The sequence below is a fragment of the Sporosarcina koreensis genome (assembly GCF_000826145.2).
Classification (GTDB): Bacteria; Bacillota; Bacilli; order Bacillales_A; family Planococcaceae; genus Sporosarcina; species Sporosarcina trichiuri.
On sequence record NZ_LN651337.1, the window covers coordinates 1,143,713 to 1,169,524 of the forward strand.

The 25,812-nt window shown below is 52.5% G+C and carries 32 protein-coding genes and 1 other annotated feature; of the genes, 10 read left to right on the forward strand and 22 right to left on the reverse strand.

Annotation, left to right across the window (positions count from 1 at the left end):
• Positions 1-77: 77 nt before the first annotated feature.
• Both BN1190_RS11465 and BN1190_RS11470 read right to left on the reverse strand, forming a co-directional pair.
• Positions 78-1,073, reverse strand: coding sequence for a TAXI family TRAP transporter solute-binding subunit (locus tag BN1190_RS11465; RefSeq protein WP_040287024.1), 996 nt, complete (start codon positions 1,071-1,073; stop codon positions 78-80).
• A 213-nt stretch (positions 1,074-1,286) separates the two neighbouring features.
• The gene (locus BN1190_RS11470) at positions 1,287-1,838 is read right to left on the reverse strand and encodes a phosphatidylglycerophosphatase A family protein (RefSeq protein ID WP_040287296.1); all 552 of its coding nucleotides are present in this window, start codon (positions 1,836-1,838) and stop codon (positions 1,287-1,289) included.
• A 117-nt stretch (positions 1,839-1,955) separates the two neighbouring features.
• Here BN1190_RS11470 and BN1190_RS11475 point away from each other — a divergent pair, with 117 nt between their 5' ends.
• The 3 genes from BN1190_RS11475 (at position 1,956) to BN1190_RS11485 (ending at position 3,715) form a co-directional block, all read left to right on the forward strand.
• Positions 1,956-2,678, forward strand: coding sequence for an alpha/beta hydrolase (locus tag BN1190_RS11475; protein WP_040287025.1), 723 nt, complete (start codon positions 1,956-1,958; stop codon positions 2,676-2,678).
• A gap of 76 nt (positions 2,679-2,754) precedes the next feature.
• Positions 2,755-3,273: a YjcG family protein gene (locus BN1190_RS11480; protein ID WP_040287026.1), complete on the forward strand. Its 519-nt coding sequence runs from the start codon at positions 2,755-2,757 to the stop codon at positions 3,271-3,273.
• A gap of 1 nt (position 3,274) precedes the next feature.
• The gene (locus tag BN1190_RS11485; RefSeq protein ID WP_040287027.1) at positions 3,275-3,715 is read left to right on the forward strand and encodes a GNAT family N-acetyltransferase; all 441 of its coding nucleotides are present in this window, start codon (positions 3,275-3,277) and stop codon (positions 3,713-3,715) included.
• Positions 3,716-3,769: 54 nt separating this feature from the next.
• Here BN1190_RS11485 and BN1190_RS11490 read toward each other — a convergent pair whose 3' ends face one another.
• The 7 genes from BN1190_RS11490 to BN1190_RS11520 all read right to left on the reverse strand — a co-directional run bounded on the left by BN1190_RS11490 (position 3,770) and on the right by BN1190_RS11520 (position 6,896).
• On the reverse strand, positions 3,770-4,087 hold the full coding sequence (locus tag BN1190_RS11490) for a hypothetical protein (protein WP_040287028.1): 318 nt from the start codon (positions 4,085-4,087) through the stop codon (positions 3,770-3,772).
• A gap of 81 nt (positions 4,088-4,168) precedes the next feature.
• A complete protein-coding gene (locus tag BN1190_RS11495; protein ID WP_040287029.1) occupies positions 4,169-4,420 on the reverse strand; it encodes a stage VI sporulation protein F in 252 nt (83 codons plus the stop codon).
• Positions 4,421-4,441: 21 nt separating this feature from the next.
• Entirely contained in the window at positions 4,442-4,582 is a 141-nt protein-coding gene (locus BN1190_RS11500) for a YjcZ family sporulation protein (protein WP_082023355.1), read from the reverse strand.
• A gap of 89 nt (positions 4,583-4,671) precedes the next feature.
• A complete protein-coding gene (spoVAE, locus tag BN1190_RS11505) occupies positions 4,672-5,034 on the reverse strand; it encodes a stage V sporulation protein AE (protein WP_040287030.1) in 363 nt (120 codons plus the stop codon).
• A gap of 10 nt (positions 5,035-5,044) precedes the next feature.
• A complete protein-coding gene (locus BN1190_RS11510) occupies positions 5,045-6,052 on the reverse strand; it encodes a SpoVAD (protein WP_040287031.1) in 1,008 nt (335 codons plus the stop codon).
• Positions 6,046-6,501, reverse strand: a complete 456-nt coding sequence (spoVAC, locus tag BN1190_RS11515) for a stage V sporulation protein AC (RefSeq protein WP_040287032.1) — start codon at positions 6,499-6,501, stop codon at positions 6,046-6,048. Before spoVAC ends, BN1190_RS11510 begins: the two co-directional genes overlap by 7 nt.
• Positions 6,501-6,896 (reverse strand): hypothetical protein, encoded by a 396-nt coding sequence (locus tag BN1190_RS11520; protein WP_040287033.1) that lies wholly within the window; start codon positions 6,894-6,896, stop codon positions 6,501-6,503. Before BN1190_RS11520 ends, spoVAC begins: the two co-directional genes overlap by 1 nt.
• A gap of 130 nt (positions 6,897-7,026) precedes the next feature.
• Here BN1190_RS11520 and BN1190_RS11525 point away from each other — a divergent pair, with 130 nt between their 5' ends.
• Positions 7,027-7,590, forward strand: coding sequence for a CotY/CotZ family spore coat protein (locus tag BN1190_RS11525; RefSeq protein ID WP_052461804.1), 564 nt, complete (start codon positions 7,027-7,029; stop codon positions 7,588-7,590).
• 108 nt (positions 7,591-7,698) lie between these two features.
• Here BN1190_RS11525 and BN1190_RS11530 read toward each other — a convergent pair whose 3' ends face one another.
• Both BN1190_RS11530 and mgtE read right to left on the reverse strand, forming a co-directional pair.
• The gene (locus BN1190_RS11530) at positions 7,699-8,124 is read right to left on the reverse strand and encodes a hypothetical protein (protein WP_040287034.1); all 426 of its coding nucleotides are present in this window, start codon (positions 8,122-8,124) and stop codon (positions 7,699-7,701) included.
• Between the two features lie 48 nt (positions 8,125-8,172).
• Positions 8,173-9,546 (reverse strand): magnesium transporter, encoded by a 1,374-nt coding sequence (mgtE, locus tag BN1190_RS11535; RefSeq protein WP_040287035.1) that lies wholly within the window; start codon positions 9,544-9,546, stop codon positions 8,173-8,175.
• Positions 9,547-9,636: 90 nt separating this feature from the next.
• Between mgtE and prpE the strand changes: the two genes are divergently transcribed.
• A complete protein-coding gene (gene prpE, locus BN1190_RS11540; RefSeq protein WP_040287036.1) occupies positions 9,637-10,377 on the forward strand; it encodes a bis(5'-nucleosyl)-tetraphosphatase PrpE in 741 nt (246 codons plus the stop codon).
• Here prpE and BN1190_RS11545 read toward each other — a convergent pair.
• Genes BN1190_RS11545 through BN1190_RS11560 form a run of 4 tightly spaced genes read right to left on the reverse strand, consistent with a single transcriptional unit; the run spans position 10,344 to position 13,174 of the window.
• Positions 10,344-11,294 (reverse strand): RluA family pseudouridine synthase, encoded by a 951-nt coding sequence (locus BN1190_RS11545; RefSeq protein ID WP_040287037.1) that lies wholly within the window; start codon positions 11,292-11,294, stop codon positions 10,344-10,346. The genes prpE and BN1190_RS11545 overlap by 34 nt on opposite strands.
• Positions 11,281-12,087, reverse strand: a complete 807-nt coding sequence (locus BN1190_RS11550) for an NAD kinase (protein WP_040287038.1) — start codon at positions 12,085-12,087, stop codon at positions 11,281-11,283. The genes BN1190_RS11545 and BN1190_RS11550 overlap by 14 nt, the downstream gene beginning before the upstream one ends.
• Entirely contained in the window at positions 12,084-12,761 is a 678-nt protein-coding gene (locus BN1190_RS11555; RefSeq protein ID WP_040287039.1) for a GTP pyrophosphokinase, read from the reverse strand. The genes BN1190_RS11550 and BN1190_RS11555 overlap by 4 nt, the downstream gene beginning before the upstream one ends.
• A 23-nt stretch (positions 12,762-12,784) precedes the next feature.
• The gene (locus BN1190_RS11560) at positions 12,785-13,174 is read right to left on the reverse strand and encodes a hypothetical protein (protein ID WP_144036092.1); all 390 of its coding nucleotides are present in this window, start codon (positions 13,172-13,174) and stop codon (positions 12,785-12,787) included.
• 156 nt (positions 13,175-13,330) lie between these two features.
• Here BN1190_RS11560 and BN1190_RS11565 point away from each other — a divergent pair, with 156 nt between their 5' ends.
• The 3 genes from BN1190_RS11565 to BN1190_RS11575 all read left to right on the forward strand — a co-directional run bounded on the left by BN1190_RS11565 (position 13,331) and on the right by BN1190_RS11575 (position 15,342).
• On the forward strand, positions 13,331-14,044 hold the full coding sequence (locus BN1190_RS11565) for a lytic transglycosylase domain-containing protein (RefSeq protein WP_040287040.1): 714 nt from the start codon (positions 13,331-13,333) through the stop codon (positions 14,042-14,044).
• 93 nt (positions 14,045-14,137) lie between these two features.
• Entirely contained in the window at positions 14,138-14,530 is a 393-nt protein-coding gene (locus BN1190_RS11570) for a globin (protein WP_040287041.1), read from the forward strand.
• The gene (locus BN1190_RS11575) at positions 14,527-15,342 is read left to right on the forward strand and encodes a DsbA family protein (RefSeq protein WP_040287042.1); all 816 of its coding nucleotides are present in this window, start codon (positions 14,527-14,529) and stop codon (positions 15,340-15,342) included. Before BN1190_RS11570 ends, BN1190_RS11575 begins: the two co-directional genes overlap by 4 nt.
• A gap of 610 nt (positions 15,343-15,952) precedes the next feature.
• Here BN1190_RS11575 and pepF read toward each other — a convergent pair.
• From pepF to spxA, 4 genes are all read right to left on the reverse strand, one after another.
• Positions 15,953-17,770 (reverse strand): oligoendopeptidase F, encoded by a 1,818-nt coding sequence (gene pepF, locus BN1190_RS11585; RefSeq protein WP_179860812.1) that lies wholly within the window; start codon positions 17,768-17,770, stop codon positions 15,953-15,955.
• Between the two features lie 46 nt (positions 17,771-17,816).
• Positions 17,817-18,974: a competence protein CoiA gene (locus BN1190_RS11590; RefSeq protein WP_179860781.1), complete on the reverse strand. Its 1,158-nt coding sequence runs from the start codon at positions 18,972-18,974 to the stop codon at positions 17,817-17,819.
• Between the two features lie 88 nt (positions 18,975-19,062).
• Positions 19,063-19,725 (reverse strand): adaptor protein MecA, encoded by a 663-nt coding sequence (mecA, locus tag BN1190_RS11595; RefSeq protein WP_040287045.1) that lies wholly within the window; start codon positions 19,723-19,725, stop codon positions 19,063-19,065.
• Between the two features lie 266 nt (positions 19,726-19,991).
• Complete coding sequence (gene spxA, locus BN1190_RS11600; protein WP_025786060.1) at positions 19,992-20,390, reverse strand: transcriptional regulator SpxA; 399 nt, start codon at positions 20,388-20,390, stop codon at positions 19,992-19,994.
• Between the two features lie 434 nt (positions 20,391-20,824).
• Positions 20,825-21,042 (forward strand) — a binding site (T-box leader).
• 54 nt (positions 21,043-21,096) lie between these two features.
• On the opposite strand from spxA, the gene trpS reads away from it, so the two are divergent.
• Positions 21,097-22,083, forward strand: coding sequence for a tryptophan--tRNA ligase (gene trpS, locus BN1190_RS11610; RefSeq protein WP_040287047.1), 987 nt, complete (start codon positions 21,097-21,099; stop codon positions 22,081-22,083).
• Here trpS and BN1190_RS11615 read toward each other — a convergent pair.
• The 3 genes from BN1190_RS11615 to BN1190_RS11625 all read right to left on the reverse strand — a co-directional run bounded on the left by BN1190_RS11615 (position 22,040) and on the right by BN1190_RS11625 (position 24,626).
• A complete protein-coding gene (locus tag BN1190_RS11615; protein ID WP_040287048.1) occupies positions 22,040-22,258 on the reverse strand; it encodes a hypothetical protein in 219 nt (72 codons plus the stop codon). The genes trpS and BN1190_RS11615 overlap by 44 nt on opposite strands.
• 124 nt (positions 22,259-22,382) lie before the next feature.
• Positions 22,383-23,621 (reverse strand): beta-ketoacyl-ACP synthase II, encoded by a 1,239-nt coding sequence (gene fabF / locus BN1190_RS11620; RefSeq protein WP_040287049.1) that lies wholly within the window; start codon positions 23,619-23,621, stop codon positions 22,383-22,385.
• A 72-nt stretch (positions 23,622-23,693) separates the two neighbouring features.
• The gene (locus BN1190_RS11625; RefSeq protein ID WP_040287050.1) at positions 23,694-24,626 is read right to left on the reverse strand and encodes a beta-ketoacyl-ACP synthase III; all 933 of its coding nucleotides are present in this window, start codon (positions 24,624-24,626) and stop codon (positions 23,694-23,696) included.
• A gap of 188 nt (positions 24,627-24,814) precedes the next feature.
• On the opposite strand from BN1190_RS11625, the gene BN1190_RS11630 reads away from it, so the two are divergent.
• Positions 24,815-25,000 (forward strand): DUF2929 family protein, encoded by a 186-nt coding sequence (locus BN1190_RS11630; protein ID WP_040287051.1) that lies wholly within the window; start codon positions 24,815-24,817, stop codon positions 24,998-25,000.
• The last annotated feature ends 812 nt before the right edge of the window (positions 25,001-25,812 follow it).

The window sequence follows — 25,812 nt, forward strand, 5'->3', positions numbered from 1 at the left end:
CTTTGGAATCCGTTTCCGGAATGACGAATGGGACGGCAGAAGCAGCTTTCGCCTCACCGTCCCGTCACGACATCCGATTATTTTTTCACTTCATCGAAATACTTCTGTGCACCCGGGTGAACCGGTATGCCGATTCCATCGAGCCCGGTTTCAGCCTTGATCAGCTTTCCTTTTGCATGCTGCAGCTTCGAAGCGTTATCGTAGACCGCTTTCGTGATTTCATATGCCAGGTCTTCCGGCACGTCGTTCTTGATCGCAAGCATCGCCCCTACAGATACTGTCGGTGTGTCTTTCTCAAGGCCGTATGTTCCGGCCGGAATCACTTCTTTTGCATAATACTGGTATTTGCTGATCAGTTCATCCGCTTTGTCGTCTTCTACCGGCACGACAAACACTTTCGCTACTGCATTCAGTCCTTCAACAGCTCCTGTCGGTGTACCGGCAGTGATGAACGCTGCATCGATCTGGCCTGCCTGCAGGCTTTCCTGGGACTCCCCGAAGTCGAGGTTCTGCGGCTTGATATCATCCATTGACAACCCGTGGATTTCCATGAGTTGTTCTGCGTTCGCATACGTACCGGATCCCGGTGCGCCGACGGACACTTTCTTGCCTTTCAGATCGTCGAATGTTTTGATACCTGTCTTATCCAGAGTGATCAGCTGAACAGTTTCCGGATAGAGTGCGCCGAGTGCAGAGACGTTATCGACTTTGTCGCCTTCGAACATCATTTTGCCTTCAGTCGCATAGTACGCGATATCGGTCTGGACGAATGCGATTTCCGCATCTCCGTCTTTCAGTGCCGTCATGTTGGCTGCCGATGCCTGTGAGACTTCAGCAGACGTTTTGACGCCTGTATCTTTTTCAATGTTCTCCGCAATCGCGCCGCCGAGTGCATAATACGTCCCCTGCGTGCCGCCTGTCAGCAGGCTGAGGAACTTGTAGTCCTTGCCGCTGTCCGAGTCTCCGCCTTTAGCGTCTCCATCTTTCGCATCCTCTTTGTCGGACCCGCATGCAGCCAGCGCCATGACAGCGACCAGCATCAATGCGATGAGACCAAATAATTTCTTTTTCATTCAATGACCCCCTATTTCTCTAGTAGTTCGGTAAACTCTATAATAGCATGTAAGCGGGTTCAATTGTCAATCTTTTTCAGAACATAATAATAGTTGAAACCGTTTTCATTCTGAATACAGAAAAAATCATTGCCCGATTGACGGAAACAATGATCTTTCGCTGTATGGTGCTTATACTATTTCTTCTATCTCTTCATTAAATATAATCCCTTTTCACTTCGCGGCATCCTTGACATCATCGAATGTCAGGCCGGCCTCCTCGAGATCACGCGATCGGTGGGCAATGCGCGCAGCGGCACACGAAGCGACACTTGCGACAAGATCATCGAGGAACGTGTTGCAGTGGTCCCCTTTTTCCGTATCCAGTTCATTGATGATGCCGATTTTGTTCTTATCCAGATGGCCGAATGTCGTGACAGCGATCGAACCGTATGTGAATACCGCGCCGAGTGCGATCGTTTCATCCACGCCGAACAGTCCTTCGTCCGATTCGACAATCTCCTGGAGCGGTGAGGACAGTTTCTTCTGTTCACACAGTTCGTCCAATTCGACGCCGACAAGAATCGCATGCTGCAGTTCCCTCTTCCGCAGTACATTGACGACCGAATCGATGCATTGTTCAAGTTTCAGTTCCTTATGGTACGGCACCTGCATTTCATAGACGATCTTAGCGATATCCCCGATCTGCACACCGCGCCGCTCCAATGCTTCCAGCGTCGCTTTGGCGATCACTTCCGAGCGTACTTTGCTTTCCCCTTCGAACATGTCCATCCATCCCTTCCTGTCTGTCGATTCACCATTTCAATGTGGTTCTGCACATTATACCCTCTTCCAAACGTATGATACAATTCTTTGTAACAGTACAAGACAGGAGGAAGTTTGATGAATCACGGCAAAATCCATGACATACAATTTTTCAGCGAGGCACTTCAGGAGGAAATGGAACTGCTCGTCTACCTTCCGTATAATTATACACCCCTTCTTAAATATTCCGTCTTGTTCGCTTCCGACGGCAAGGACTATTTCCAGTACGGACGGATCGGCAAGGTCATCGATACGTATTTGAGCAGTGAAGAAATCGAGAATGTGATTGTTGTCGGCATTCCTTATAAGTCTGTTTCCGAACGGCGCCGGATGTATCACCCGGACGGGGACCGGCAGAAAGATTATATCCGTTTCCTGGCGCACGAACTTGTGCCCTATATCGACGAGCACTATCCGACCTATCAAATCGGAGGGGGCCGGGCGCTGATCGGTGATTCACTTGCCGCGACGGTCTCCCTGCAGACAGCACTGCAGTATCCGAATTGTTTCAGCCGCGTCATTCTGCAATCGCCCTATATTGACGGTAAAGTACTGGATGCCATCGAAAACGCGAAATCTCCGCAGACTTTGTCGGTCTATCACATCGTCGGTGAAGGAGAGACCGAAGTTGCGACGACAGCGGATGGCACCCAGGATTTCCTGACACCGAACCGCGAGGCAAAAAAATTATTCGAGAATAGAGGATTTCCTTACTTCTACGAAGAATTCAAAGGGGAGCATACATGGAAATACTGGCAGCCTGACGTACAGAGAGCTGTCAAAATGGTATTTGGCCAATAACCAATCGGACAATTGGCAACAATTCTGCTATACTGGAAAGCAGTAGTGCAGTTACTTTCCTAAGGAGGTTTTTCACATGAAGTATGGAGTTGTTGCATTTCCTTCAAAACAATTGCAGGATTTGGCGAATGGTTACCGAAAACGCTATGATCCCCGCTATTCAAAGATCACTCCTCACTTGACACTGAAAGAGGTGTTCGAGGCGGACGAGCGGGAAATCCGCCAAGTCGCCGAAGCGATCCGCAAAGTGGCGAAAACACATAAGCCGTTTGAACTCAATGTCGGGAAAGTGAGCACCTTCGCCCCAATCACCAATACGATATACTTTAAAGTGGATCCGAACGAGGAGCTCACCTCATTGCATGACGCACTGAACGGGGAAGACTTTTTCGGCGGCGCGCCAAAATACTCGTTTGTTCCCCACATCACAATCGCTCAGGATCTGACATCCGGCGAGCATGATGATATTATCGGCCAGCTCAAGATGATCGGAGCAGATCATTCTGAAACAATTGACCGCTTCCACCTCCTGTATCAGCTGGATGACGGCTCATGGACTGTCTATGAAACATTCCATCTGCAAGAGGGAAACTGATTTGTACGAGATCATGATTGCTGCGTCGGAACAGGAACGGGAAGCCGCCTTCACTGTGCGGAAGAAAGTGTTTGTCGAAGAACAGGGCGTACCGCTGTCCCTGGAACTTGATGACTTCGATGAAACCGCCTCACATTTCGTAGTCCGGGACGGCAGCAAGGCGATTGCTGCCGGCCGGATCCGCAGTACGTCCGATGCGGTCGGAAAAGTGGAGCGCGTCTGTGTACTGAAGGAATACCGGGGAAAACACCTCGGCAATCTGATGATGCACGCACTGGAAGAACACGCGAAAGAGACAGGCATGAGCAAAATCCTGCTGAATGCCCAGTCCTACGCAGTTCCCTTCTACGAGAAACTCGGCTATACCGTGACGTCACCGGAATTCATGGATGCGGACATTCCGCACCGTGCGATGGAGAAGACGATCGACACAGCAGAATAAACGACATAAAAGGCCCCGTTCCGAAGAACGGGGCTTTTTATTGAGCTCATTCAGTCAGGCGTATTCATTCACAGCGATCCCTTTTCCGACAACAATCGCTACTTCCTTTGAAAGCGCAGCAGGATTCGGCCGGATGAATCCGTTCTTCACGGGCGGCAATGGCTGTCGGGGTACTGCCGGCTCATCAGACTCGCGTTCCAGCTCTTCCGTCATACGCTCTTCACGTCTGTGGATTTTTTGCCACTCGTCAAATTCCGTCTTCAATTTGACGGCTTGCACTCTGTCGATATAAGCGAAGTTCGGAGAGGCATTCTCCATGCGGTTCGCGTAGATTTGTGATTGGATCGGCTGGATCGGCAGTTGGTACCCCATTGCCCGCACCTTCTTTCATTCAAGTCTATAAATAGGTTAAGATACTATACCCGTTCTCCCGAATCTCTAAACCTAGTTATATTATTTCCCCAGCATCCGCTGTATGTCAGCGATATTCACCGGCTGACCGCTTGATACGAGCGAATTGACCAGTTCGTCTTCCAGATGAGGCGGCACCTGCTTGTTTGCGAGCGCTCCGACATTCTGGATAATCTTCCTGACCTGGCGTTCGTCTTTGAAATCCGCGTATTGGATGGCATTCGCAAGTGCGAACACTTCTTCCATCGGCACGCCGGTTTTGGACTCGATTTTTTTGAAGAAGGAGTCATTCATACTCCCGGTTCCCCCTCTCGATTAGCAGAACGTACTGCCGACAATGATCAGCAGGATGAACAGAACGACAAGCAGCACGAACGTCGAGCCGCCTCCCTGGCCGCATCCGCGGTCCTGGTACGCATCATAACGCGGGCCGCCATAGCAATAATTTCCGAACATAGGAAAGTCCCCCCTCTCTTCACTGTATCCTATGCAGCGGATGAGCAAAGAGGGCGGGACTTTTGCATATTTTTTAATTTCCCTTTGTATCAAATATTGCCTTTCGCTTTGAACAGCAGGGATGCGATGAAGCCGAATACGATCGCTGCGCTGATTCCGGAGCTTGTCACTTCGAACATTCCGGTCAGGACCCCGATGATGCCGTGCTTTTCCGCCTCGGCGAGCGCGCCGTGTGTGAGGGCATTGCCGAATGACGTGATCGGGATTGTTGCCCCGGTGCCTGCGAAGTCGATCAGCGGTTCGTATAAGCCGAACCCATCCAGTATGGATCCTGCGACCACCAGCGTACAGAGCGTATGGCCCGGCGTCAGCTTCCCTACATCCATGAGCAGCTGCCCGATCACACAGATCAGGCCGCCGACAATAAAGCTTGTTATATAGATGGACAGCATGCGCAATCCCTCATTTCATTTCAATTTCCACTGCGTGTGCGATGCAGGGGATCGTTTCGCCCTGCTGATACGAAAGCGGTGACATCAGTGATCCTGTTGCAATCAGGAGCACCCGTTTGTATTGGCCGGCGAGCAGTTTGTCGTAGACTTCCGAGAAATAGACGGACGCCGAGCAGCCGGAACCGCTCGCACCGGCGAGAAACTCGGGATGTTTGCCGTAAAATTCGGCACCGGCATCCCGGAACGTGTGGGACACATCATATTCCCAGCGATCGAGCAGTGTCTTGAACAATTCAAAACCGATCTTCCCCAGGTCTCCGGTCATGACGAGATCGAAATCTTCCAATTTACGGCTGTGCCCTTCCAAATGGCGTTTGAACGTATCTGCCGCTGCCGGTGCCATGGCGGCACCCATATTGAGCGGATCGGTCAGTCCCAGATCGACGACGGTGCCTATCGTGCCACAAGTGATGACAGGGGCTCCCGAAATGTAGGGAACGACAGCTGCTGTCCCGGCGGCAGTCGCCGTCCATTGTGCGGTCGGTCCTTTTTGGCTGCCGTACTGGAGCGGATAGCGGAATTGGCGTTCGATCGCATTATGCTGGCTTGCAGATCCCGCAACTGCCAGTTCCGATATACCGGCCTCGGTCAGCAGTGCGGCCATCAGTAATGTGGATACCGATGTCGCGCAGGCGGAAAACATACCGATGTAAGGGATACCGACAGATCCGGCCGCAAAGTTGGATGGTGTCATTTCGTTGACCAAGTCGCCGATCAGCAGAAACTCCGCGTCCGATGGCGTTTTATCCACTTTGGATAAAGTGATTTTGATCGATTCCTCCATCATTTTGGCGTGCCCCTGCTCATTCGTCTTCAAATCGCAGCGCTCATCCTCGTACTGCTTATCCGCGAATTGCGCAAACGGGCTCTTTTTCGTCTCCAGCGGTCCTACCGTCACGCCGGTCGATGCAATGACCGGTTTGGAGGGGAAGCTGAGCAATCCTCCTTTGTTCACCATGACACCACTCCTAACGCGACTAAAATCGATTTGATGAGAGCGACGGCAAATGCCGAGAAGACTCCGAACAGGATGACCGAGCCCGCCAGTTTGAACATATTGCCGCCCACGCCGAGGACATAGCCTTCTGTCCGGTGCTCAATTGCGGCGGAGACAACCGCGTTCCCGAATCCAGTGATCGGGACCGCGCTTCCAGCGCCGGCGAATTGAGCAAATTTCTTATAGATACCGAAACCGGTCAGCAGCATGGAAAGGAAAATCATCGTCGCGACTGTCGGATTGCTGGCGGTCCGTTCCGTGAAATTGAAGAAGGTTATATAGAACAATGCAATAAATTGAGCGACCAGACAGATAAAACCGCCTGTGATGAATGCTTTCAGACAGTTTTTCAGATAAGGGGTCTTCGGTGTGATCTGCTGTTCCAGCTGCTGGTACTTTTTTTCATCCATCAAGTCTCTTCCTTTACTAACGAGCTGATTTTTTTCATCTTTTTTGTATAGTGCTCCGTGTCTTTCTTATCGATCAGTTTGTTCGTTTCCAGCAGCACTTTGCTGTCGGCGGACACAGTGACCTTCATGCCGGGGTACATCTTGCGGAACTTCTTTTCCACTTCCTTGGCGATCTCCCTCTTATTGAACCGGTCGAACGTGTTGACCCGCAGTCCTGCAATCAGACGGTCATCGTGGATCAGCAGAACAGCATTTTTAATGCGCGGATCGTCTTTCAACACGTTTTCTGCCTGCTGCCCATCCTCGGATGTCGTATTGACGGTCTTGTAGCCGATATCCGTCGAGCAGCCTGCCAGGAGACATAGAACAAACACCAGCGGCAGCCATTTTCGCATGCCCATCCCCTCCTTTTTCCTCCAGTATGTCTGGTTCGTTGCGAATCTATTCACATATGTACAGGTGCCCTGTCAGAAGGCGCCAGTCCGCCATAAGGTATAAGGAACAATCGAAAGGAGGAAATGATTCATGAGTTGTGGATGTGGAAAGAACGAAAACCAAGGGGATAAGGTGTCACCGACGCACGGTCATTGTGTATGCGAGGCAGTTCGTTTCATCAAACGGCTGCAGGATACCCACCAGGACGACGACTGCTTCGACTGCGACACGGACTGTTTCATGCGGCCGCTCGGCAGTTTGGTGAGCCCTGCCAACGAGCGCTTCAACACACGGGTGTTTTCATTGCTGACGGAAGATGGTGACTTCTTCAAAGCTATGTACCGTCCTGCAACTGTGACACCGGCCGGAAGCCGTTCAGGTACAGTCACACCGCCAAACACATGCTTCTCGGTATTCTTCCGGGTGCAGAACATCTTCGATGACTGCTGTGCAACATTGATGGTGCTTGAGCCGAGGGATGCCAACGGTCCCGTCAATCTGTTTGACTGCGGCAAACTCTGCTTGGACCGTTTGTGTCAGGTCACGGAATTCCGTGCGACAAAGTCCTGCATCACCGTCGATCTGAACTGCTTCTGTGCAATCCAGTGCATCACGGATACGTACGTGACGCAGTGCCCGCCTGCAACAACGTAACAGCCGCTTCCCGCGGATGCTGAAAGAAGACTGCCCACGCGGCAGTCTTTTTTGCATACAAAAAAACTCCGGACGGGAATGTCCGAAGTTCGCAATATGCATCAGTCTTCACCTGAATGGCTGGCCTTTCCAGAACACCTCTTCGATCGTCCGCAGATCGAGCGTGCGGATCTCTTCAAGTGACTGGCTCTCTTCTGTCACTTCGACAGCGATCTCGGAACCCGACAGGCCGACGATCCCTCCTGTCAGCAGCTGTCCGTTCACGAGGAACTGAAGCGGCCTGTATGCGGTCCGGGGAAACGGTTCAGCCAAGTACCGGATCTTGCGGACGACTTCACTGTCCTCATAGAAATCCGCCGTCGTGCTTTCAACGGCGGGTGCTTCCGATTCATCTTCCAGTTTTTTGTCCGTTTCCGGTTCTGGTTCAGGTTTCCAGTAAATTGTTGTGCTCTCCTCTTTCTCGATCTGCACAACCGTCGTCAACGGCGGTCCGTCTATGAACAGCAGCGGGGCACGGAGTGAAATTGCCGCCACCTCCTTTACCCGTATAGTATGCAATGGGCGGAAAGAGGTGAAAAAAACTTACAGCTGGCTGATGAAGGCCGTTGCAAGTCCCAGGTAGATCAGAATACTGATCAGGTCATTCAGCGTTGTGATGAACGGGCCCGATGCTACCGCCGGGTCTATATTCATCTTGTGCATGAAGAGCGGGATGAACGACCCTGAAATGGTCGCGGCAAAGATCGAGACGAAGATTGCAGCCCCGACGAGCATGCCGATGACCAGTTCGCCTTTCCAGAAAAAGATCAGGCCGATGACGAACAGTCCGCAGATAAGCCCGGTGATGATTCCGGTCCCCGCTTCCCGGATCAGAAGCTTGAATTTGCTCTCCTCTTCGATATCCCGGGTGGCGATTCCGCGGACAGCCACCGCCAGCGCCTGTGTTCCACTGTTTCCGGCAGTGCCGGCAATTAGCGGGATGAAGGCGGCCAGCAGTGCAACTTGTGAAATCGTATCCGTGAACATGTCGATCAAGTTCGCTGTGATCATCCCGAGCACCAGCAGGACGATCAGCCACGGAACCCTTTTTTTGGCAGCAGAAAACGAATTTTTGTCGAATGTATCCATATTGGATACACCGGCCAGTTTCGAATAGTCATCCGATGCTTCTTCTTCCAGGACGTCAAGTACGTCATCGACCGTGACAATCCCAAGGATGTGCTGCTGGAAATCGACGACAGGCACGGCCAGCAGATTATAGTCCTGTGTCGTCCTTGCGACGTCTTCCTGATCGTCGGAAACAAGTACACTGACGACCCGCTCGTTCATGATCGAGCTGATCAGTACGTCCTCTTCGGAAGTGATCAGGTCCCGGAGCGAGACGACGCCCGTCAGCACATTATCATCATCCACGACGAACACATAATAGATTGTTTCCGCACTCGGCGCCTGGATGCGCAAAATATTCATGGCGGACCGGACCGTGGAGTTCTGCGGAATTGTTACATACTCCGTCGTCATGATGGAACCGGCAGTATACTCCTCGTAATGGAGGAGCTCTTTGATCTGCGAAGCCGCCTCATTGTTCATCAACGTCAGATAACTGACGCTCTGCGCCTTATCGAGTTCTTTCAGGACATCGACCGCGTTATCCACAAACATGTAGGAAATCATTTCTGCGGCATACGTCGCCTCCATCTCCTGAAGGAACTCTTCGTATTCATCTTCCTCAATTTCACTTGTCTCGAAGATCTCCGCCATTTCTTTCGGCGACAGGAAATAGTACATGACTTTACGCAGTTCCGGACCGGCTTTTTCATAGAAAACTGCCCGATCATACGGGTGCAGCAGTAAGTACTCATCGCGGAATGCTTTGATGTCCTGCTGTTCCAGATCCTCCTTCAGCTTGGTTTCATCGAAATCCACTTCTTCTCTGCGGTCTTCTGTTGTTTCCATGGCTGCACCTTCCTTCTTCTTCGCTGTATACCCTGTCTCCTGTATACTCAGCAGTATAGGGCGGATACTAACTGAAAAGGAGTGTTTCTCATGTACGATATTATCGGAGATATCCATGGATGCTATGCGGAATTGGAGGAGCTGCTGAGCACGCTCGGCTATTCGTTCCATGATGGCGTACCGAACCATCCGGATGGCCGTTCACTTGCCTTCGTCGGAGACGGCATGGACCGCGGCCCCGACTCGCTCAGCGTCATGAATCTGCTGTTTGCACTGCAGGACAGCGGACAGCTCCATTATTCCCCTGGAAATCATTGCAACAAACTGTACCGTTACGCCAAAGGCAACAATGTGCAGCAGACGCACGGTCTTGAGACGACAGTTGCCGAACTCGACAATCTTCCACCAAACGAACGGAGCCGCGTCCTCACAAGATACCGCAGGTTCTATGAAGCTCTTCCCCTTTACCAGGAACTGGATGAAGGCAAGCTGATCATCGCCCATGCCGGCCTCCCGGAAAGGATGATCGGCGCGAAGCCATCCGGTGCGATGAAAACGTTCGTTCTGTACGGGGATATCACAGGCGGCACCTTGCCAGACGGGCGCCCGATCAGACGTGACTGGGCCGCCCATTATTCAGGCGGCCCATGGATTGTATATGGTCATACGCCGGTCCGGAGCCCGCGCTTTGCCGGACACTCCGTGAATATCGACACGGGCTGTGTGTTCGGCGGCATGCTGACAGCACTGCGCTGGCCGGAACTGGAAATCGCAGCCGTTCCATCCCGGCAGCCGTTTCAGCCGGAGAAATTCTCGGAGTTCCCTTCTTGAACCCGGACAGCCTTCGCCAACAGGGATTCCATGTCTTCCGGCAGCGCACTCGTATAGGTGACTGACCGGTGTTCCGTCGGATGGACGAATGATACCGCCGCGCAATGGAGCGCCTGGCGGGGCAGCAGGCTGCACGGACCGCCATACAGGTCATCGCCTATCAGCGGATGGCCGATATGCGCCATATGCACCCTGATCTGATGGGTCCTTCCTGTGTACAGCCGCAGTTCCGCTGCCGTGAACGGTTCTCCGTCAACGAGGAACCGGCCCGTCACACGGACATCCGTCCTCGCGTATTGGCCGTCAGGACGGACATCTCGTTCGATGATGCTGCCGTCTTTCCTGCCGATCGGTTTTTCGATCCGAAATTCATCACCGTTTAAAAATCCGCTCACAAACGCAGTATACCACCGGTCCATCCCTGTCTGCTGCATCTGGCAGCTCATCAGGTGATGGACATGGCGGTTTTTTGCGATGCAGACGAGCCCCGATGTATCGGTATCCAGCCTCGTGACGACATGCACGGTTGCATGGTGGCCTTCCCGTACATACTTGCCTGCCACTAGATTCGCCAATGTCCCTGAAGGCTGGTTGCGAGAAGGGATCGTGCCCTGGCCGGCCGGTTTGTCGAGGATCAGCAGAGAATCGTCCTCATGCAGGATTTCGAGTATGCCATCTTCAGGCGTCAGTCCCGCGGCCATATCTTCCGGCGGGAATTCGATGACGACTCTGTCCCCTGCCGAAAGCATGTGACGGACCGTCCGTTCTTCACCGTTGACCGTTATTGCACCGCCGCTGTATTTGACAGCTGTCACCGCGCGTTTCGACAGCGCCTGCATGCCGAGGAATTCCCTCAGCTGCATCGGCTGCTCTGCAGTGAATGCCAATGTGAGCGGAGATTGCTCAGTTCTCTTCATCACTCGCGACAAATGACTCGGACACACGTTTCCAGAACGGGAATGGGCGGAACCGTGCAAAGGAGATCTTTTCCTTCGATACTTTGTATTCGATCGATTTCACGTCTTTCTGCAGCAGCTGCAGATGATCGACAGTCACCATGAAGTCAGGTCCTTTGACAGGTTTCAGCAGGCACGAATGGTGTGCCGGCAGAACGAGCGGCGAACCGACAGTCCGGAATACCCGATTATTGATGGAGGCCATTTCGGTCAGCTGCATGCATGACAATGACGGGTGGAGGATCGCTCCGTTCAGCGATTTGCTGTAGGCAGTCGAACCTGACGGCGTCGACATGCAGAGTCCGTCTCCCCGGAACCGTTCGAAGTGGGCGCCGTTCAGTTCCACATCCATGACGAGTGTCACTTCCGGTGATTTGATGGTCGACTCGTTCAGCGCAAGGTAGGTCGCCGTCTCCTCCGAATGGGTATAGGTGATCTCCACTTCGAGCAGCGGATATTGAACGACATGGAAATCTTTCCGCGCGATCATGATGACCAGCTTCTCGATCTCTTCCGGTTTCCAGTCCGCATAGAAACCGAGGTGGCCGGTATGGATTCCTACAAATGCGGTCTCCTTGACGCGATGGACGTATTTATGGAACCCATGGAGCAGGGTGCCGTCCCCGCCGATGGACAGGACGATTTCCGGCTCGACGTCATCATAGGTCAGCCCGAATTCCGTCAAATAGTCTTTCGCATCCGACATCAGCCGGTTCGACAGTTCGTCGCCGCGTGATTCAATAGCGAATTTCATGTGTCTGCATCCCCTTTCCATGAGGTATCTTGAATATCCCGCCGCTCCGTCTCCTTGAACGAACTGAAGTAGGATTGGGCTTCGTGGATTTCGTCGCGGATCAGTGACATTTCCTCATCCAGCCGGAACGCCGCTTCTGCAGCCCCTTCAAGCCGCTGGCGGATGACGTCCGGGAGCTCCCCCTGATACTTGTAATTCAGGGAGTGCTCGATCGATGCCCAGAAATTCATGGCAAGCGTCCTGATCTGGATTTCCGCGAGCACCGATTTCTCACCATGGATCGTCTGCACGGGATAGGAGATGATCATATGATAGGAACGGTACCCGCTCTTCTTCTTATGCGATATGTAATCACGTTCTTCGACAATCTTCATGTCTTTCCGCTCACGGAGCATATTGACAACGGCACCGATGTCATCGACGAACTGGCACATGATACGCAGACCTGCAATGTCCGGGACTTCTTCGGCCAGTTCTTTGGAAGGCTCGAAAGGAATCCCTTTTTCAAGCGTCTTGTCATAGATGCTTGCGAGCGGTTTCAGACGTCCGGTCACAAATTCGACTGGCGCATGCTGATCTTCGAGTTTGTACTGATGCCGCAGCCCTTTCAACTTCACTTTCAGCTCCACGACAGCCTGCTTATAGGGAGCCAGAAAATCATTCCACATCCTCATCAGAGACGCCTCCCTTTCCCTCTTCAGCCCATCGCCTGCAAGGTGTTCGCAAACTCCTGCTCAACCGCAAGGACAAAGGCTTCTCCATAATTCCCGTTGCCTTCGATATTGAAAATCAGCATCGTCAGTTCTTCTGTGAAACCAGCCAGGCGGATGGTTGAATCAGCGCAATCCAGCACCGGGTCCTTCCCGCTGTCTGCCAGTTTTTGCATGAGCGGCCAGACAGTCTGTGCCAAGTGGAGATAGACGTAGTCTTCCCCGTCTTCGAACAAGTAGACGAATGTCCCTTCGTCCGTATCGGTTATCATTTTGCCGGAAGGCTTCGTGCCGAGCCGTGCTGCCGGCCCGTCAAAATTGAAAATGACGGTACCATCCTTCATATATCCTTCTGTCACCCGATATTGTATACGCACAAGCTTATCTTCCCTTCCCTAATGTTCAGTACTGCTAGTTTACCATAGAGTCCCGGCGGATGCAGTCGGGATTGTGCTTTCCATCTTGAAATTGATATACTGAAATCACAACAGTTCGGCCACGGAAGAACACGCACCCTGAAAGGATCGATACGTATGGATACGCAGATGATTCGTACACTTTTTGAACTGAATTCCCTGCAGACGCTGGGGGCCGTCCGTTCAGCCGCGGAACCCGGAGCGGCGAATACGGATTTCTTCCAGACGCTGCTGACAGAGATGGGAGGAGAGCCGTCCGTCACGGATGCCCTCTCAAGTTTCTCCGCGACAGCCCTCGGAAGCCTGCAATCACCTACTGGCACTCTTCCGTTTTCATTCAGCCCGGCGCCGTCCGTGCAATCACCTGCAGATGCTGTCCAGCTGATCGACCGCGCGTCTGCCAGCCGCCCGCCCCTTGCCTACCCGGGCGGCAGCAGTCGGCTGGATACGGCCTATTCGCCGCTGATCGACAAGGCGGCCAAGCGGCATAATGTGCCTTCTGCTCTGATTGCAGCAGTCATCAAGCAGGAATCGGGTTTTAATAAGGATGTCGTCAGCTATGCAGGCGCACGCGGTCTCATGCAGCTCATGCCGGGCACAGCCAGATTCCTCGGCGTGCAGGATGCGTCGGATCCTGAGCAGAACATCATGGGCGGCGCGAAATACCTCCGTCAGATGCTCGATCAATTCGACGGCGATCTCACCTTATCTCTCGCTGCCTATAATGCCGGACCCGGCAATGTGCGGAAGTACGGAGGAGTCCCGCCGTTCCGCGAAACGCAGAACTATGTCACGAAAGTGATGCACAACTATGAGACCTACAAAGCCTGACAGCCGAGGCCGGGCGGAAGCGATTTATTTGTGAATGCTCTGGGTCGTTGCTAAAATGGACGTACAGAGTGACAACAAAGGAGAATGACATTCATGACACGAAAACCTTTGATACCTTACGAGGAGATCGGTGAAGCACGTTTGTCGGAACTCATCGACCGGTTCTACGCAAAAGTCGCGGTTCATCCGGACTTGGCGCCTATATTCCCGGACGACCTAACTGAAACAGCCCGCAAGCAGAAACAGTTCCAGACCCAGTACTTGGGCGGACCGAATTTATATACCGAAGAACACGGACACCCGATGATGAAAGCCAGGCACATGCCGTTCCCCATCACACCTGAACGCGCACAGGCCTGGCTCGCGTGCATGAAGGAAGCGATGGATGATGTCGGACTCGAAGGACCCCTTCGCGAGATCTATTACCAGCGTCTCGTCCTCACTGCCAATCATATGGTGAACCGGAGCGGGGAGGGAGATCAGTGAATCATCGCACACTTGCAGAAGCGGAACACGGACAGCTGACAAGCCCCCGCCCGATCGAACTGTATGTATTCCTGGACCCGCTCTGCCACGACTGCTGGGCGCTCCAGCCGATCCTGCGCAGGCTCCAGGTCGAGTATGATCGGTATTTCACATTGAGGATCGGCCTGCTCACCTCCCTCCCGAAGATGAATTACAATGTTACCGCAATCGAGGAGGATGAGGGGACCGATGGCCGCGATCCGCTGGCGAAGTCCCATCCCGCATTCCCGAGCATCGCCATCAAAGCCGCTGAATTCCAGGGGAAACGCGCCGGATTCCGTTTTTTGACCAAGCTGTTCGAATACTCTTTCCTGAAGTCGCGCAATGTGAAATCATTCCCGGTCCTCGTCGAGATCGCCGAGAAGCTCCAGCTGGACAAAGAAGAATTCATCAGTGATTTCTTCTCTCGCAATGTGCTCCAGTCGCTGCAGGTCGATCTGCACTTGGCGAAAGAGATGGAAGTGGAAAAATCCCCGACATTCGTCTTCTTCAACGAAAATATCGAGGACGAGGGATTGATGGTGGACGGCTCCTACAGCTATGACATCTATGAACAGATCCTTGAGGAGCTGTCAGGTACAGCGATCGAGCGGGAATGCGCCCCTTCATTGGAAGCATTGTTCACCCGGTTTGAAATGCTTGCCACCTCGGAAATCGCCGACATTTACGGGATGACGGAAAAGGAAAGTGAACGTGAACTGAAGAAACTCCTGTTGAAGCAGGAAGTGGAACGCGTCGTCATCAATGACACAGTGCTATGGAGGAAAAGATGATAGTGGAAATCTGACAGGCAGAGAAAAATCGCGGATTTTTCCCTGCCTGTTTTAGTTTGCCCGGAATTCCGACAGCCGGCCGCGCGCCGGATGCATGCAGTCGTCCAGGCTGTTTGAATTTAACCGGGACGCCGATAAATTCAGTGATGTGGCCGATATCCATGGCAAACTGTCCGATATTTCTCGTCAACTGTCCGAGAACTCCGCTGAACTGTCCGATATGGCCGCCAGAATGTCCGATACCCCCGGCCAAGTGTCCGATACTTGCAAACAGCAAGTGCGTCCCCGCCCCCGACCTCTTCGCAACCACGAAAAAAGCACCGCTCCTGGGGGGAAGCGGTGCTTATCATAAAGGGAATGGGAAAAATGTTCACGTTCAAACAAAAGGGGTGTATGTTTGGTTTGTGAGTTTCATTCACAAGTTAAATTTATCACAGAATAATTGTTCCATCAACATTTCACAAACAATTTCATAGATCTGTCACATTTATTTTCATTGAAAACGCTTACTTGTAGTGTTTTTTGATTCAAATAAAAAAAGAAGCATCCGTGGAGTTGTCTGTCCCGGATGCATCCTTTTTATTATATTGATATATCTCTAAGCGGATGCTTACTGATTTGCCAATAATTGTTCCAGCTCATTCAGACGCTCTTCGAAGACGCGGCATGCTTCTTCAATCGGCGCAGTGGTCGTCATGTCGACGCCCGCCTTCTTCAGGACTTCGATCGGATAATCCGACGAACCGGCTTTCAGGAAATTGCTGACGTACCGGTCGACTGCCGGCTCCCCTTCCGTAAGGATCTGATGGCTGAGGGCCACTGCTGCACTGTAGCCTGTTGCATATTGGTACACATAGTAATTCATGTAGAAGTGCGGAATCCGGGACCACTCAAGGCCGATTTCCTCGTCGACTGTCATGCTGCCGCCGAAGTACTTCTTGTTCAGGTCGTAGTAGACTTCCGTCAGCTTGTCGGCGGTGAGCGCCTCGCCCTGCTGATCGAGCTGATGGATCTTATGCTCGAATTCCGCGAACATCGTCTGACGGAAGACGGTGCCGCGGAAACCGTCTAGCCAGTGGTTCAGCAGATAGATGCGTTTCTGTTCATCGTCTGTCGTCTTGAGCAGATAGTCATTGAGCAATGCTTCGTTCACCGTTGAAGCAACTTCCGCAACGAAGATCGAATAGCCGCTGTAGATGTACGGCTGGTTCGCGCGTGAATAGTAGCTGTGCGCACTGTGGCCGAATTCGTGGGCCAGGGTGAACATGTTGTTGACGTTATCCTGCCAGTTCATGAGGATATACGGGTTTGTTCCGTACGAACCGGATGAGTACGCACCTGAACGCTTGCCTTTGTTCTCCCGCACATCGACCCACCGCTCGGACAGTCCCTTGCGGATAATGTCACGGTACTCCTCACCCATCGGCTTGAAGCTTTCCAGCATCGTGTCAGCTGCTTCTTCGTAGGTGACTTTCATGTCCAGATCTTTTACAAGCGGCGCATACAGGTCCCACATGTGAAGATCATCGAGTTCGAATACTTTCTTCCGCAGCTCGATATAGCGGTGCAGCAGACCGACATTATCGGAAATCGTGTTGACCAGGTTGTCATACACCTGCTCCGGAATGTGGTTGTTCGAAAGTGCCGCTTCCCGTGCCGAACTGTACTTGCGGACGGATGCGTTCACGTTATTCGCCTTCACATTGCCTGAAAGCGTGGATGCGAACGTGTTCTTGAAGGACCCGTATGTTTTGTACATTGCCTTGAACGCCTCTTCCCGGACGGAACGGTCAGGACTTTCCAGGAAGTTGATGAAACGGCCATGGGACAGTTCCACTTCTTCCCCGTTCTCGTTCTTCACAGTCGGGAAGGTCAGATCCGCATTATTCAGCATGCTGAACGTTTTCGACGAGCCGCCGGCCACTTCCGAAAGCTCTGCAAGCAGTGCTTCCTGATCGGCAGGCAGAACGTGCGGACGCATTTTGTTCAGTTCTTCCATTTCATGTTTGTACAGGGACAGCCCTTTGCTGTCCTCCACCATCCTGTTCAGCTTGTCTTCATTGATCGACAGCAGCTCAGGCAGGAAGAACGAGAGCTTTGTGGAAACTTTCACTGCGAGAGTCTTCGCACGGCTGTCCATGGCCTGGTATTTGCTGTTTGTGGTATCCTGGTCCGTCTTTAGGTGGGAATAGGTATAGAGCCTGCCGAGACGCTGTGAAATCTCGTCACGATACGCAAGACCTTCAAGGAGCGCTTCGGGTCCGTTATCCAGGGTCCCTTTATAGGAGTCCGCCTTCTTGGAGAGTTCTTCGATCGCTTCGTACTCCTCATTCCATGCTTCGTCACTCGGGAAGATATTCTCCAAGTTCCATGTTTCTTCTGTCTTCACTTCATCACGCGTTAATAGTTTCTCTGCCACTTCTGTTATCCCCCTTCATCCCGGTTTTTCGGGATACGAATCTTTTTCCATTTTCTCAATTTTCTATTTGGTTTGCAAGAAATCCATCCGCAATCAGCTGAATTATTTCTTTCTCCGCCTCTTTTTCCGGAAGCAGCGTCTTATCCGGCTGCCGGATACGCCGCAGGAATTTCAGGTAGTTTCGGCAGGCATCCAGCTGCGCCTCCTGACTTCCTGAATACCGGGCGGTGAATTGGCGCAAGTATCGGAGAGGAATGCTCGCCGGCGGCAGCCGCCAGTTCTTCATGGAGACAGTGAGATCGAGCTGCCAGACGCAGTCATGCACCGCAAATGACGAGTTCCCGGTCACCGGCACACCGATATGCCAGGGCATGGCAGACGGAGCGGTCTTCATCCGATAGCAGTTCCGGAGAAACGGATCCTGCACGCCTTTCCGGCTGATGAACAGAGAGCGCTGTAAAAATGCTTTGCGGTGTTTGCGGTACAAATATGAATAACGGGCTGCCGTCTCAGCAGACGGCGGCTTAGGACGCGCGAACGGAAACGTCTGCAGATGGACCGGCAGCTTACGATGGCCGCAAAGGTAGCGGTTGCCTTCGATATGCAGGAAATGGGTGAAGTAATGGAAAGCGCTTGTATTCGGGGAGAGCGTGAGCAGTGAGGCACCGGGGGATAAGCTCGTAGTGATGAATTGCTGATGAAACGAGGAAAAGCTGTACAGATCCACTCCTTCGGCACGCCCTTCGGAAGTTTCAGGCGTCCGGAGCAGCCAGATCGGCGTCATTCCGACCGACCGGTATCCTGCACTTCTGCTGTCTTTCAGGTCCGGCGGAATCCGGCTGCACTGGAACTCAATCGGTATGGTGTCATTTCCATGGATGATGAGAAGATCCGGTCGCTGGGCAAGTTCAGTCAGAAGCGGTTCCAGCACCGGCTGTTTGCCGAGTCTCCGGAACAGTCCATACAGCAGCTGTTTGCCGGACAGGTGGGCTGCCGACTCCCCTTCCGAGAAGCGGGATTGACAGTCGGAGCCGGGACGATGTGCGAAATGGGGAATCCGGACCGTCCCTGCCTTCAGGAGGACCGGCTCCTTGCACTGGGGACATTGAAATCGGCCGCTTGTCTTCCAGGCGGTCAACATGTCGCGGGACAACGATGTATCGAGAACTACTGGTGTGCCATCTTCTGTGGTGGCTGTCAGTATGTGAATCACTCCTTTCACTGAATAGTGTACGAATTCCGGGACTGAAAAGCAAATTTCTGCCCAATCAAAAAAGCCACCCGGCAAGGTGGCTCCACTGTTAGAAATAAGAATTAATCGTACCGAACACATCGCTGCCGATCACTTCGGTTCCATATTCCTGCAGACGATGGATCGTCATATTGGTCGGAGCGCCATATTCCAGAATAACGCTTTCCGTATCGATCTGCTCGGACAGTTCTTTATCGGTACCCGCATAATCGAGATGCAGATAGTAGCTGTTTTCAAACGCATACAGGGATGTCGCTTCTTCAAGCCCTTCCAATTGTGAGGCCAGCGGGATCAGATCATCGAATTCCCTGAAGACGAACGTTTCCCGCGCAGGTATTGAACGTTTCTCGGCCATCTGTCCGCCTGCCTGATCGTCAGCCTCCATCGCAGCTTCCAATTCCGGCTGGAACAGCTTACGCGGATCGTCGATGCCATATGGATACTCGGTGGATTCCCCATCCTCCGGCAGCTGGGCACGAGTCACCAGCACTTCAATACCGCCGCTCATCGCATGTACCTGGATCCATAAAGGCCCCTCAATCTCAAATTCGATATCGGACTCTGAATCGATTTCCTCCATCATATCCCAGAACAATTCTTCACTCTTGTCGCGGTTATACCACACTTCCTCACGAGTGAAGCCCCGCTCTTCGATGTCCACATACGACAAATAGAACTTGACCGTATTTTCGTTAATGCGCTCGATTTCCATGATTTCCTCTCCTTTCCCCCCGAAGCAGGCAAACAATCCTGCTTCCTATTCTAGTTCCCGCGATGCTTCTTATACTATATGTTCAATCCATCCGTAACGAAAGGGTTTTGCCTTATAGGCGATAGATATTTTTTGAAACAGGCCGGTTCTGACACGGTTGGAGGTACAGGCCCATCCCGGTTCCAGGAACCCGGAGAATCGAAAAAGCTGATAGGCAGCCGGCATTCACCATGTCATCCCCTATCAGCTTGATTATATGAGTTTGATTAGTTAACCATCCGGCGTGCTTCGAGCAACTGATAGGCTCTCACTTTCCGAGGCAGGAAGCGGCGTATTTCATCTTCATTATACCCTACTTGAAGACGCTTTTCATCTAAGATGATCGGTCTTCTCAACAATCCGGGATGCTCCTGGATCAGTTCATACAAACGCTGCAGCGGAAGGCTTTCCACATCCACGTTAAGCTTCTGGAAAATCTTCGAACGCGTCGAGATGATTTCATCCGTTCCATCTTCGGTCATCCGCAGAATCTGCTTGATTTCATCGATGTTGAGCGGTTCGGAGAAAATATTGCGCTCTTCGTATGGAATCTCATGTTCCTCCAGCCATGCTTTCGCTTTCCGGCATGATGTACAGCTTGGTGATGTGAACAATGTAACGCCCATTTGCTGACACTCCCTTTCAATCGGCTCCGTATAGTGGTGGATCTCTGATTTACATTAGAATTATTTTAAATTATTGTAGACAATACCTATTATACACACATTTGTTCTTAATGAATACACTTTTTAAAAAGTTTTTCCAGTAATTCCGCTGACTGTAACAATTCCGCAATATAATTACTCTTCGTCTGCACTACATCTGTAGGAATATACCCACTCGGCAGCGCACATAAACCTGTTTGCATATGAACTGTGATTATCATTTAGAAGATATGATTGAAAATCACCGTTCAGCATATAGTACGTTTCAACGTCTAAAAGGTTTCGGAAGAGATGGTTTTCTTCTTGCTTAGTTTTATTATTCCCATCGTGCAGCTTTTGAAACGGCAAACCGTCTTGCTTTTTGCCGGGAATCATATTATAATGACTCCAATTATGAAACGGCATTGACGGAACAAGTACTCCGGAAACCGCTCTCCCAGAGAGCCTGTGGCTGGTGTGAACAGGCAGAGCGATCCCGAGGAATGGACTCCCGAGCTCGGTGTCCGGCAGCAATCAGGCTGCTGGTGACTGCGTCTCCCCCGCGTTAAGGGTTTGAGCGGCCTTCGGGCAATTCGGGTGGCACCGCGGTTCCTGCACATCGACCGTCCCTACACAGATAGGGATGTGCCGGTGTTTTTTTGCATTCATTTTTAAGGAGGAATTCGGGATGACAACAATTTTTTCAGGGGTCCAGCCGACAGGCATCATCACACTCGGGAACTATATCGGTGCGTTCCGCCAGTTCATCGAGCTGCAGGAGGAGGCCGACTGCATCTTCTGCATCGTGGACCAGCATGCGATCACTGTCCAGCAGGATCCGGATGAGCTGAAGCAGGCGATCCGTTCACTGGCGGCCACTTACATTGCGAGCGGTATCGATCCGGAGAAGTCCGTTCTTTTCATCCAGTCCGAAGTGCCCGCCCATGCGCAGGCAGGCTGGATTATGCAATGTACCGCATCGATCGGTGAGCTCGAACGGATGACGCAGTTCAAAGACAAGTCGGAAGGCCAGGAGGGGGTATCGGCCGGACTGCTGACATACCCGCCGCTGATGGCTGCGGACATCCTGCTGTACAACACGGACATCGTGCCGGTCGGGGAAGATCAGAAGCAGCATCTCGAACTGACACGCGATCTGGCGGAACGGTTCAACCGCCGTTATGATAACGTGCTGACAATCCCCGAAGTGAGGATCCCGAAGGTCGGCGCACGCATCAAGTCGCTGCAGGATCCGCTGAAGAAGATGAGCAAGTCCGATCCGAACAAGAAGGCGACAATCTTCCTGATGGATACGCCGAAGCAGATTGAAAAGAAGATCAAAAGCGCAGTGACCGATTCGGAGGGTGTTGTACGTTTCGACCTTGAGAATAAGCCAGGCGTTTCGAATCTTCTGATCATCGAATCCGCATTGACGGGCGTTCCAATCGATGAACTTGTCCGGAAATACGACGGGCTCGGATATGGCGCGTTCAAAGCGGGCGTGGCGGAGAGTGTGATCGAGCACCTTGCGCCGATCCAGGAAAAGTATCATCAGCTGATGGAATCCGATGAGCTGGATGTCATCCTTGATGCAGGTGCTGCAAAAGCGAATGCAGCTGCCTCGGCGACCCTTACGAAGATGGAGGCCGCAATGGGACTCGGACGTAAACGGTAAGCAGCAGCAGGACGACCGCCCCCAGGAAGAGCGCGAAATCCGCAGAGCGGACGATGAACAGCATGACGGCGCGCATGTCAAAGCCCATCGATGTATAGTTCAGATAGGTGATCATCGTTGTACAGGTCGTCACGATCAGCCCGTAGCTCAACAGGAATAGGAATAAACGTGTCATCGGCTCCGTCCCTTTCTTGCTTGATGGTGTTCTAACATATGACCCGCCGCCGCGGATTACAACAGGGTCTGTCCAAAAAAAAGAGCTGTCCCCTTTAGCCGGGACAGCTCTTTTTGTGCTGCTATCAGATTTTCTTGAAGATGAGTGACGCATTGTGGCCGCCGAACCCGAGCGAGTTGCTCATCGCGTAGCCGACATCCGCTTTTCGTGCGCCTTCTGTAATGTAATCGAGATCGCATTCCGGATCTTCGTGTTCGTAATTCGTTGTCGGCGGCAGTACGCCTTCTTTCAACGCCTTGACCGTGAAGATCGCCTCGAGACCGCCCGCTGCGCCAAGCAGGTGGCCGGTCATGGATTTGGTCGAGCTCATGGCCAGTTCATATGCATGCTGGCCGAACACGGTCTTTGCCGCCATTGTTTCAAAAGCGTCATTGTAAGCAGTACTGGTGCCGTGTGCGTTGATGTAGCCGATATCGTCCGGTGAAATCCCGGCTTCTTCAATCGCCTGCTGCATCGCTCGGACGGCCCCTTCGCCTTCCGGTGCCGGGGCGGTAATATGGTGGGCATCCCCTGTCGATCCGTATCCGACGATCTCCGCGTAAATTTCCGCTCCGCGTGCTTTCGCATGCTCGTACTCTTCCAGAATGAGAATACCGGCACCTTCACCAATGACGAAGCCATCGCGTTCCTTATCGAACGGCCGTGAAGCTGTGGCTGGATCCGGGTTGAGTGAAAGCGCCGTGTTCGCACAGAAACCGGCGACGGACATGGTTGTGATCGGAGCCTCGGCTCCCCCTGTGATCATGACATCCGCCGAGCCGCGGCGAATCACCTCGAAAGCATCGCCGATCGAGTTCGTACCTGAGGCACAGGCCGTCACTGTGCACGAATTGATGCCTTTCGCGCCAAAATAAATGGAGACCTGTCCAGACGCCATGTCGGGAATCATCATTGGGACGAAGAACGGGCTGACACGGCGGTAGCCTTTTTCCTGGAACGTCAGGAACTGCTTTTCATGGGTTTCCATGCCGCCGATACCGGAACCGATCCAGACACCTGTCCGCAGCGCTGTGTCTTCATCGAGCTTTTCGAGTCCTGCGTCTTTCATCGCCATGATGGAAGCGGCCATCGCATAATGCGTGAACCGGTCCATCTTGCGTGCGTCTTTCCGTGAAATATATTCCTCGATGTCGAAATCTTTCACTTCTGCCGCCACTTTCACCGGGAACTGTTCTTGATCGAGACGGGTGAGCGGTCCGATACCGGATTTGCCTTCCAGTACGGATTTCCAGGATTCCTCCGCTGTGTTGCCTACCGGGGAAACGGCCCCGACTCCGGTAATGACTACGCGTCGTTTTTCCATTGGTTGAACTCTCCTTCGTTTCGTGTCTGGCCGAAAGATTATCGGCCGGTTCGAATTAGTCAAGATGGCAGATCATTTTCCCCAGCGCATGCAGATGCCGCCCCATGTCAGTCCGCCGCCAAAGCCGACGAGGACGACGACATCGTCTTCTTTGATGCGCCCTTCCTCCAGATCGTCAAACAGTGAGATCGGGATGGAGGCGGCTGACGTGTTGCCGTATTTGTGGACGGTTTTCGACATCTTCTCCGGCGGCAGCCCGAGCCGTTCACGGGAGGCTTCCATGATACGGATGTTCGCCTGGTGCGGGATCAGGAAGTCGATATCCTCTTTGCCGAGCCCCGCCTTTTCGATGACATTGACGGCAGTCTGGCCCATCTGCCGGACAGCGAACTTGAATACTTCACGTCCGTTCATGCGCAGATAGCGGTCCTGATATAAGTGTTCGCCGCCTGTTCCGTCCGCACCGAGTTCGAAGGACAGGATGCCGCGGTCCCCGGACGTCTTTCCGACAATCCCGGCGCCTGCACCGTCACCGAACAGAACAGCGGTATTGCGGTCTTTGTAATCGGTGATTTTCGAAAGTTTCTCCACGCCTACGACGAGTACATAGTCACACGTACCCGCTTCGACGAAATGCTTGGCAGTGACGACACCGTACATGAACCCTGCACATGCTGCCGAGATATCCATCGCACTTGCGTTGGATGCACCAAGTTTCGCCTGAAGCATCGTCGACACGGATGGGAACGGCTGGTCCGGTGTCACGGTTGCGACCAGGATCATGCCGATCTGGTCTGCCGTGATGCCTGCCTTCTCCATCGCTTGTTTTGCAGCTGCATAGGCCATGTCTGAGGTATCTGTAAAGTTGTCGGCGATCCGGCGTTCCTCGATGCCGGTGCGCGTACGGATCCATTCGTCGGATGTATCCATTCTCTTTTCAAGCTCTCCGTTTGTCAGCACATGTTCAGGGACATACTTGCCAATACTGAGAAGTCCAACACCCATAGCTCATACCCCGTTCCTTATTATCTATTATTAGTACCTGGTGTTAATTATAAATGGATTTCACCGGAATTTCAACTTCAGTGACACGATTCCGTCAAACTCTTTTGCAGTTTACGGGGAAAGTGTAGGCGGGACCCGGCAGCTGTGCTATGATGGAAGTTGAAAACACAGGCTAGAGGTGATGCAGAGTGAGATTCATCATGACATTTGTCTGGTCATTCCTTTTGGTGTCCATGCTCAATTACGTGGCAGGCGCCATTGCGAACGTACCGACTTTCGAATTCACAACCGGCATCATTGTCTCCCTTGTTCTGTCCGTTATGGTGTTCATCATTACAGCGCTCATTCCGGACGAGCCAGTGGCAGATCTTTGATGTGAGGCGGCAGCGGAAAGGCGATTTGCCTTTCTGCTGTTTTTTTGTGCCTGGAAACAGGTCTGTGCGGGGCCGGGTCGCTCGGTTTATAAGGGGTTTGGCCGGGGCGGCAGTGACCATTTCAGGAGAATTATGAGCGGAATCCCGTAGTTGTGATCAATTCTGCTTGCAGGAGATTTCCCTTGCCGCGCCGGCACTACAAAATAGGGGAGCGCAGCGGAGCAGACAAGCCAGTCTTTTGACTTGCTGGCAGTGCATGATTCGCGGCTCACCCGTATGTCAGGCGCAGTGGCGATGCCACGGGAGCAGGTAACATGTGAAGTTATGGAGCGGAATCCCGGGTTTATGTTCACTTTCCAAGTTTTATGAGCGGTATCCCGTTTATATGATCACTTTTCCTGGTTGATGGATCGCTTTCCCACTTTTATGATCACTTTTCCGGTTTTCCGCAGCACAGCTGCCAGCAGAAGATCCCAGTTTGCCCACCGACACCACAGAAAACGCGGAGCGCAGCGGAGCTGACAAGCCAGCCCTTGACTTGTCCCTTTTTTGCGCGGCATTGTGGTGTGCGATGCGCTCTGTTTTTTTCTCCGCGCGCGTTTGGTGGTCGTCGGTCTCTTCAATTGTGAAGTTATGAGCGCTGCGTGCAAGTTTATGAGCACATTTTGGTTTTTATGATCACTTTCGCTGGTTTATGAGCGAAAACCCAGATTTATGATCACTTTTCCAGATTTATGAGCGGTATTCCTTGGTTTATGATCACTTTTCCGGTTTTATGATCACTCCCCCGCTCATCCAGTTAAAAAACCGCC

Excerpts from the sequence above, each read along its gene's own strand:
- BN1190_RS11490 (WP_040287028.1), bottom strand. The coding sequence starts at position 4,087 with ATGGGGTACCAACTGCCGATCCAGCCGATCCAATCACAAATCTACGCG.
- BN1190_RS11500 (WP_082023355.1), bottom strand. The coding sequence starts at position 4,582 with ATGTTCGGAAATTATTGCTATGGCGGCCCGCGTTATGATGCGTACCAG.
- BN1190_RS11480 (WP_040287026.1), top strand. The coding sequence starts at position 2,755 with ATGAAGTATGGAGTTGTTGCATTTCCTTCAAAACAATTGCAGGATTTG.
- BN1190_RS11625 (WP_040287050.1), bottom strand. The coding sequence starts at position 24,626 with ATGGGTGTTGGACTTCTCAGTATTGGCAAGTATGTCCCTGAACATGTG.
- spoVAC (WP_040287032.1), bottom strand. The coding sequence starts at position 6,501 with ATGGATGAAAAAAAGTACCAGCAGCTGGAACAGCAGATCACACCGAAG.
- trpS (WP_040287047.1), top strand. The coding sequence starts at position 21,097 with ATGACAACAATTTTTTCAGGGGTCCAGCCGACAGGCATCATCACACTC.
- BN1190_RS11495 (WP_040287029.1), bottom strand. The coding sequence starts at position 4,420 with ATGAATGACTCCTTCTTCAAAAAAATCGAGTCCAAAACCGGCGTGCCG.
- spoVAE (WP_040287030.1), bottom strand. The coding sequence starts at position 5,034 with ATGCTGTCCATCTATATAACAAGCTTTATTGTCGGCGGCCTGATCTGT.
- BN1190_RS11520 (WP_040287033.1), bottom strand. The coding sequence starts at position 6,896 with ATGCGAAAATGGCTGCCGCTGGTGTTTGTTCTATGTCTCCTGGCAGGC.
- BN1190_RS11545 (WP_040287037.1), bottom strand. The coding sequence starts at position 11,294 with ATGAAGAGAACTGAGCAATCTCCGCTCACATTGGCATTCACTGCAGAG.
- BN1190_RS11615 (WP_040287048.1), bottom strand. The coding sequence starts at position 22,258 with ATGACACGTTTATTCCTATTCCTGTTGAGCTACGGGCTGATCGTGACG.
- spxA (WP_025786060.1), bottom strand. The coding sequence starts at position 20,390 with ATGGGCGTTACATTGTTCACATCACCAAGCTGTACATCATGCCGGAAA.
- BN1190_RS11550 (WP_040287038.1), bottom strand. The coding sequence starts at position 12,087 with ATGAAATTCGCTATTGAATCACGCGGCGACGAACTGTCGAACCGGCTG.
- mgtE (WP_040287035.1), bottom strand. The coding sequence starts at position 9,546 with ATGGAAACAACAGAAGACCGCAGAGAAGAAGTGGATTTCGATGAAACC.
- BN1190_RS11475 (WP_040287025.1), top strand. The coding sequence starts at position 1,956 with ATGAATCACGGCAAAATCCATGACATACAATTTTTCAGCGAGGCACTT.
- prpE (WP_040287036.1), top strand. The coding sequence starts at position 9,637 with ATGTACGATATTATCGGAGATATCCATGGATGCTATGCGGAATTGGAG.
- BN1190_RS11570 (WP_040287041.1), top strand. The coding sequence starts at position 14,138 with ATGACACGAAAACCTTTGATACCTTACGAGGAGATCGGTGAAGCACGT.
- fabF (WP_040287049.1), bottom strand. The coding sequence starts at position 23,621 with ATGGAAAAACGACGCGTAGTCATTACCGGAGTCGGGGCCGTTTCCCCG.
- BN1190_RS11510 (WP_040287031.1), bottom strand. The coding sequence starts at position 6,052 with ATGGTGAACAAAGGAGGATTGCTCAGCTTCCCCTCCAAACCGGTCATT.
- BN1190_RS11525 (WP_052461804.1), top strand. The coding sequence starts at position 7,027 with ATGAGTTGTGGATGTGGAAAGAACGAAAACCAAGGGGATAAGGTGTCA.
- mecA (WP_040287045.1), bottom strand. The coding sequence starts at position 19,725 with ATGGAAATCGAGCGCATTAACGAAAATACGGTCAAGTTCTATTTGTCG.
- BN1190_RS11555 (WP_040287039.1), bottom strand. The coding sequence starts at position 12,761 with ATGAGGATGTGGAATGATTTTCTGGCTCCCTATAAGCAGGCTGTCGTG.
- BN1190_RS11565 (WP_040287040.1), top strand. The coding sequence starts at position 13,331 with ATGGATACGCAGATGATTCGTACACTTTTTGAACTGAATTCCCTGCAG.
- BN1190_RS11465 (WP_040287024.1), bottom strand. The coding sequence starts at position 1,073 with ATGAAAAAGAAATTATTTGGTCTCATCGCATTGATGCTGGTCGCTGTC.
- BN1190_RS11470 (WP_040287296.1), bottom strand. The coding sequence starts at position 1,838 with ATGTTCGAAGGGGAAAGCAAAGTACGCTCGGAAGTGATCGCCAAAGCG.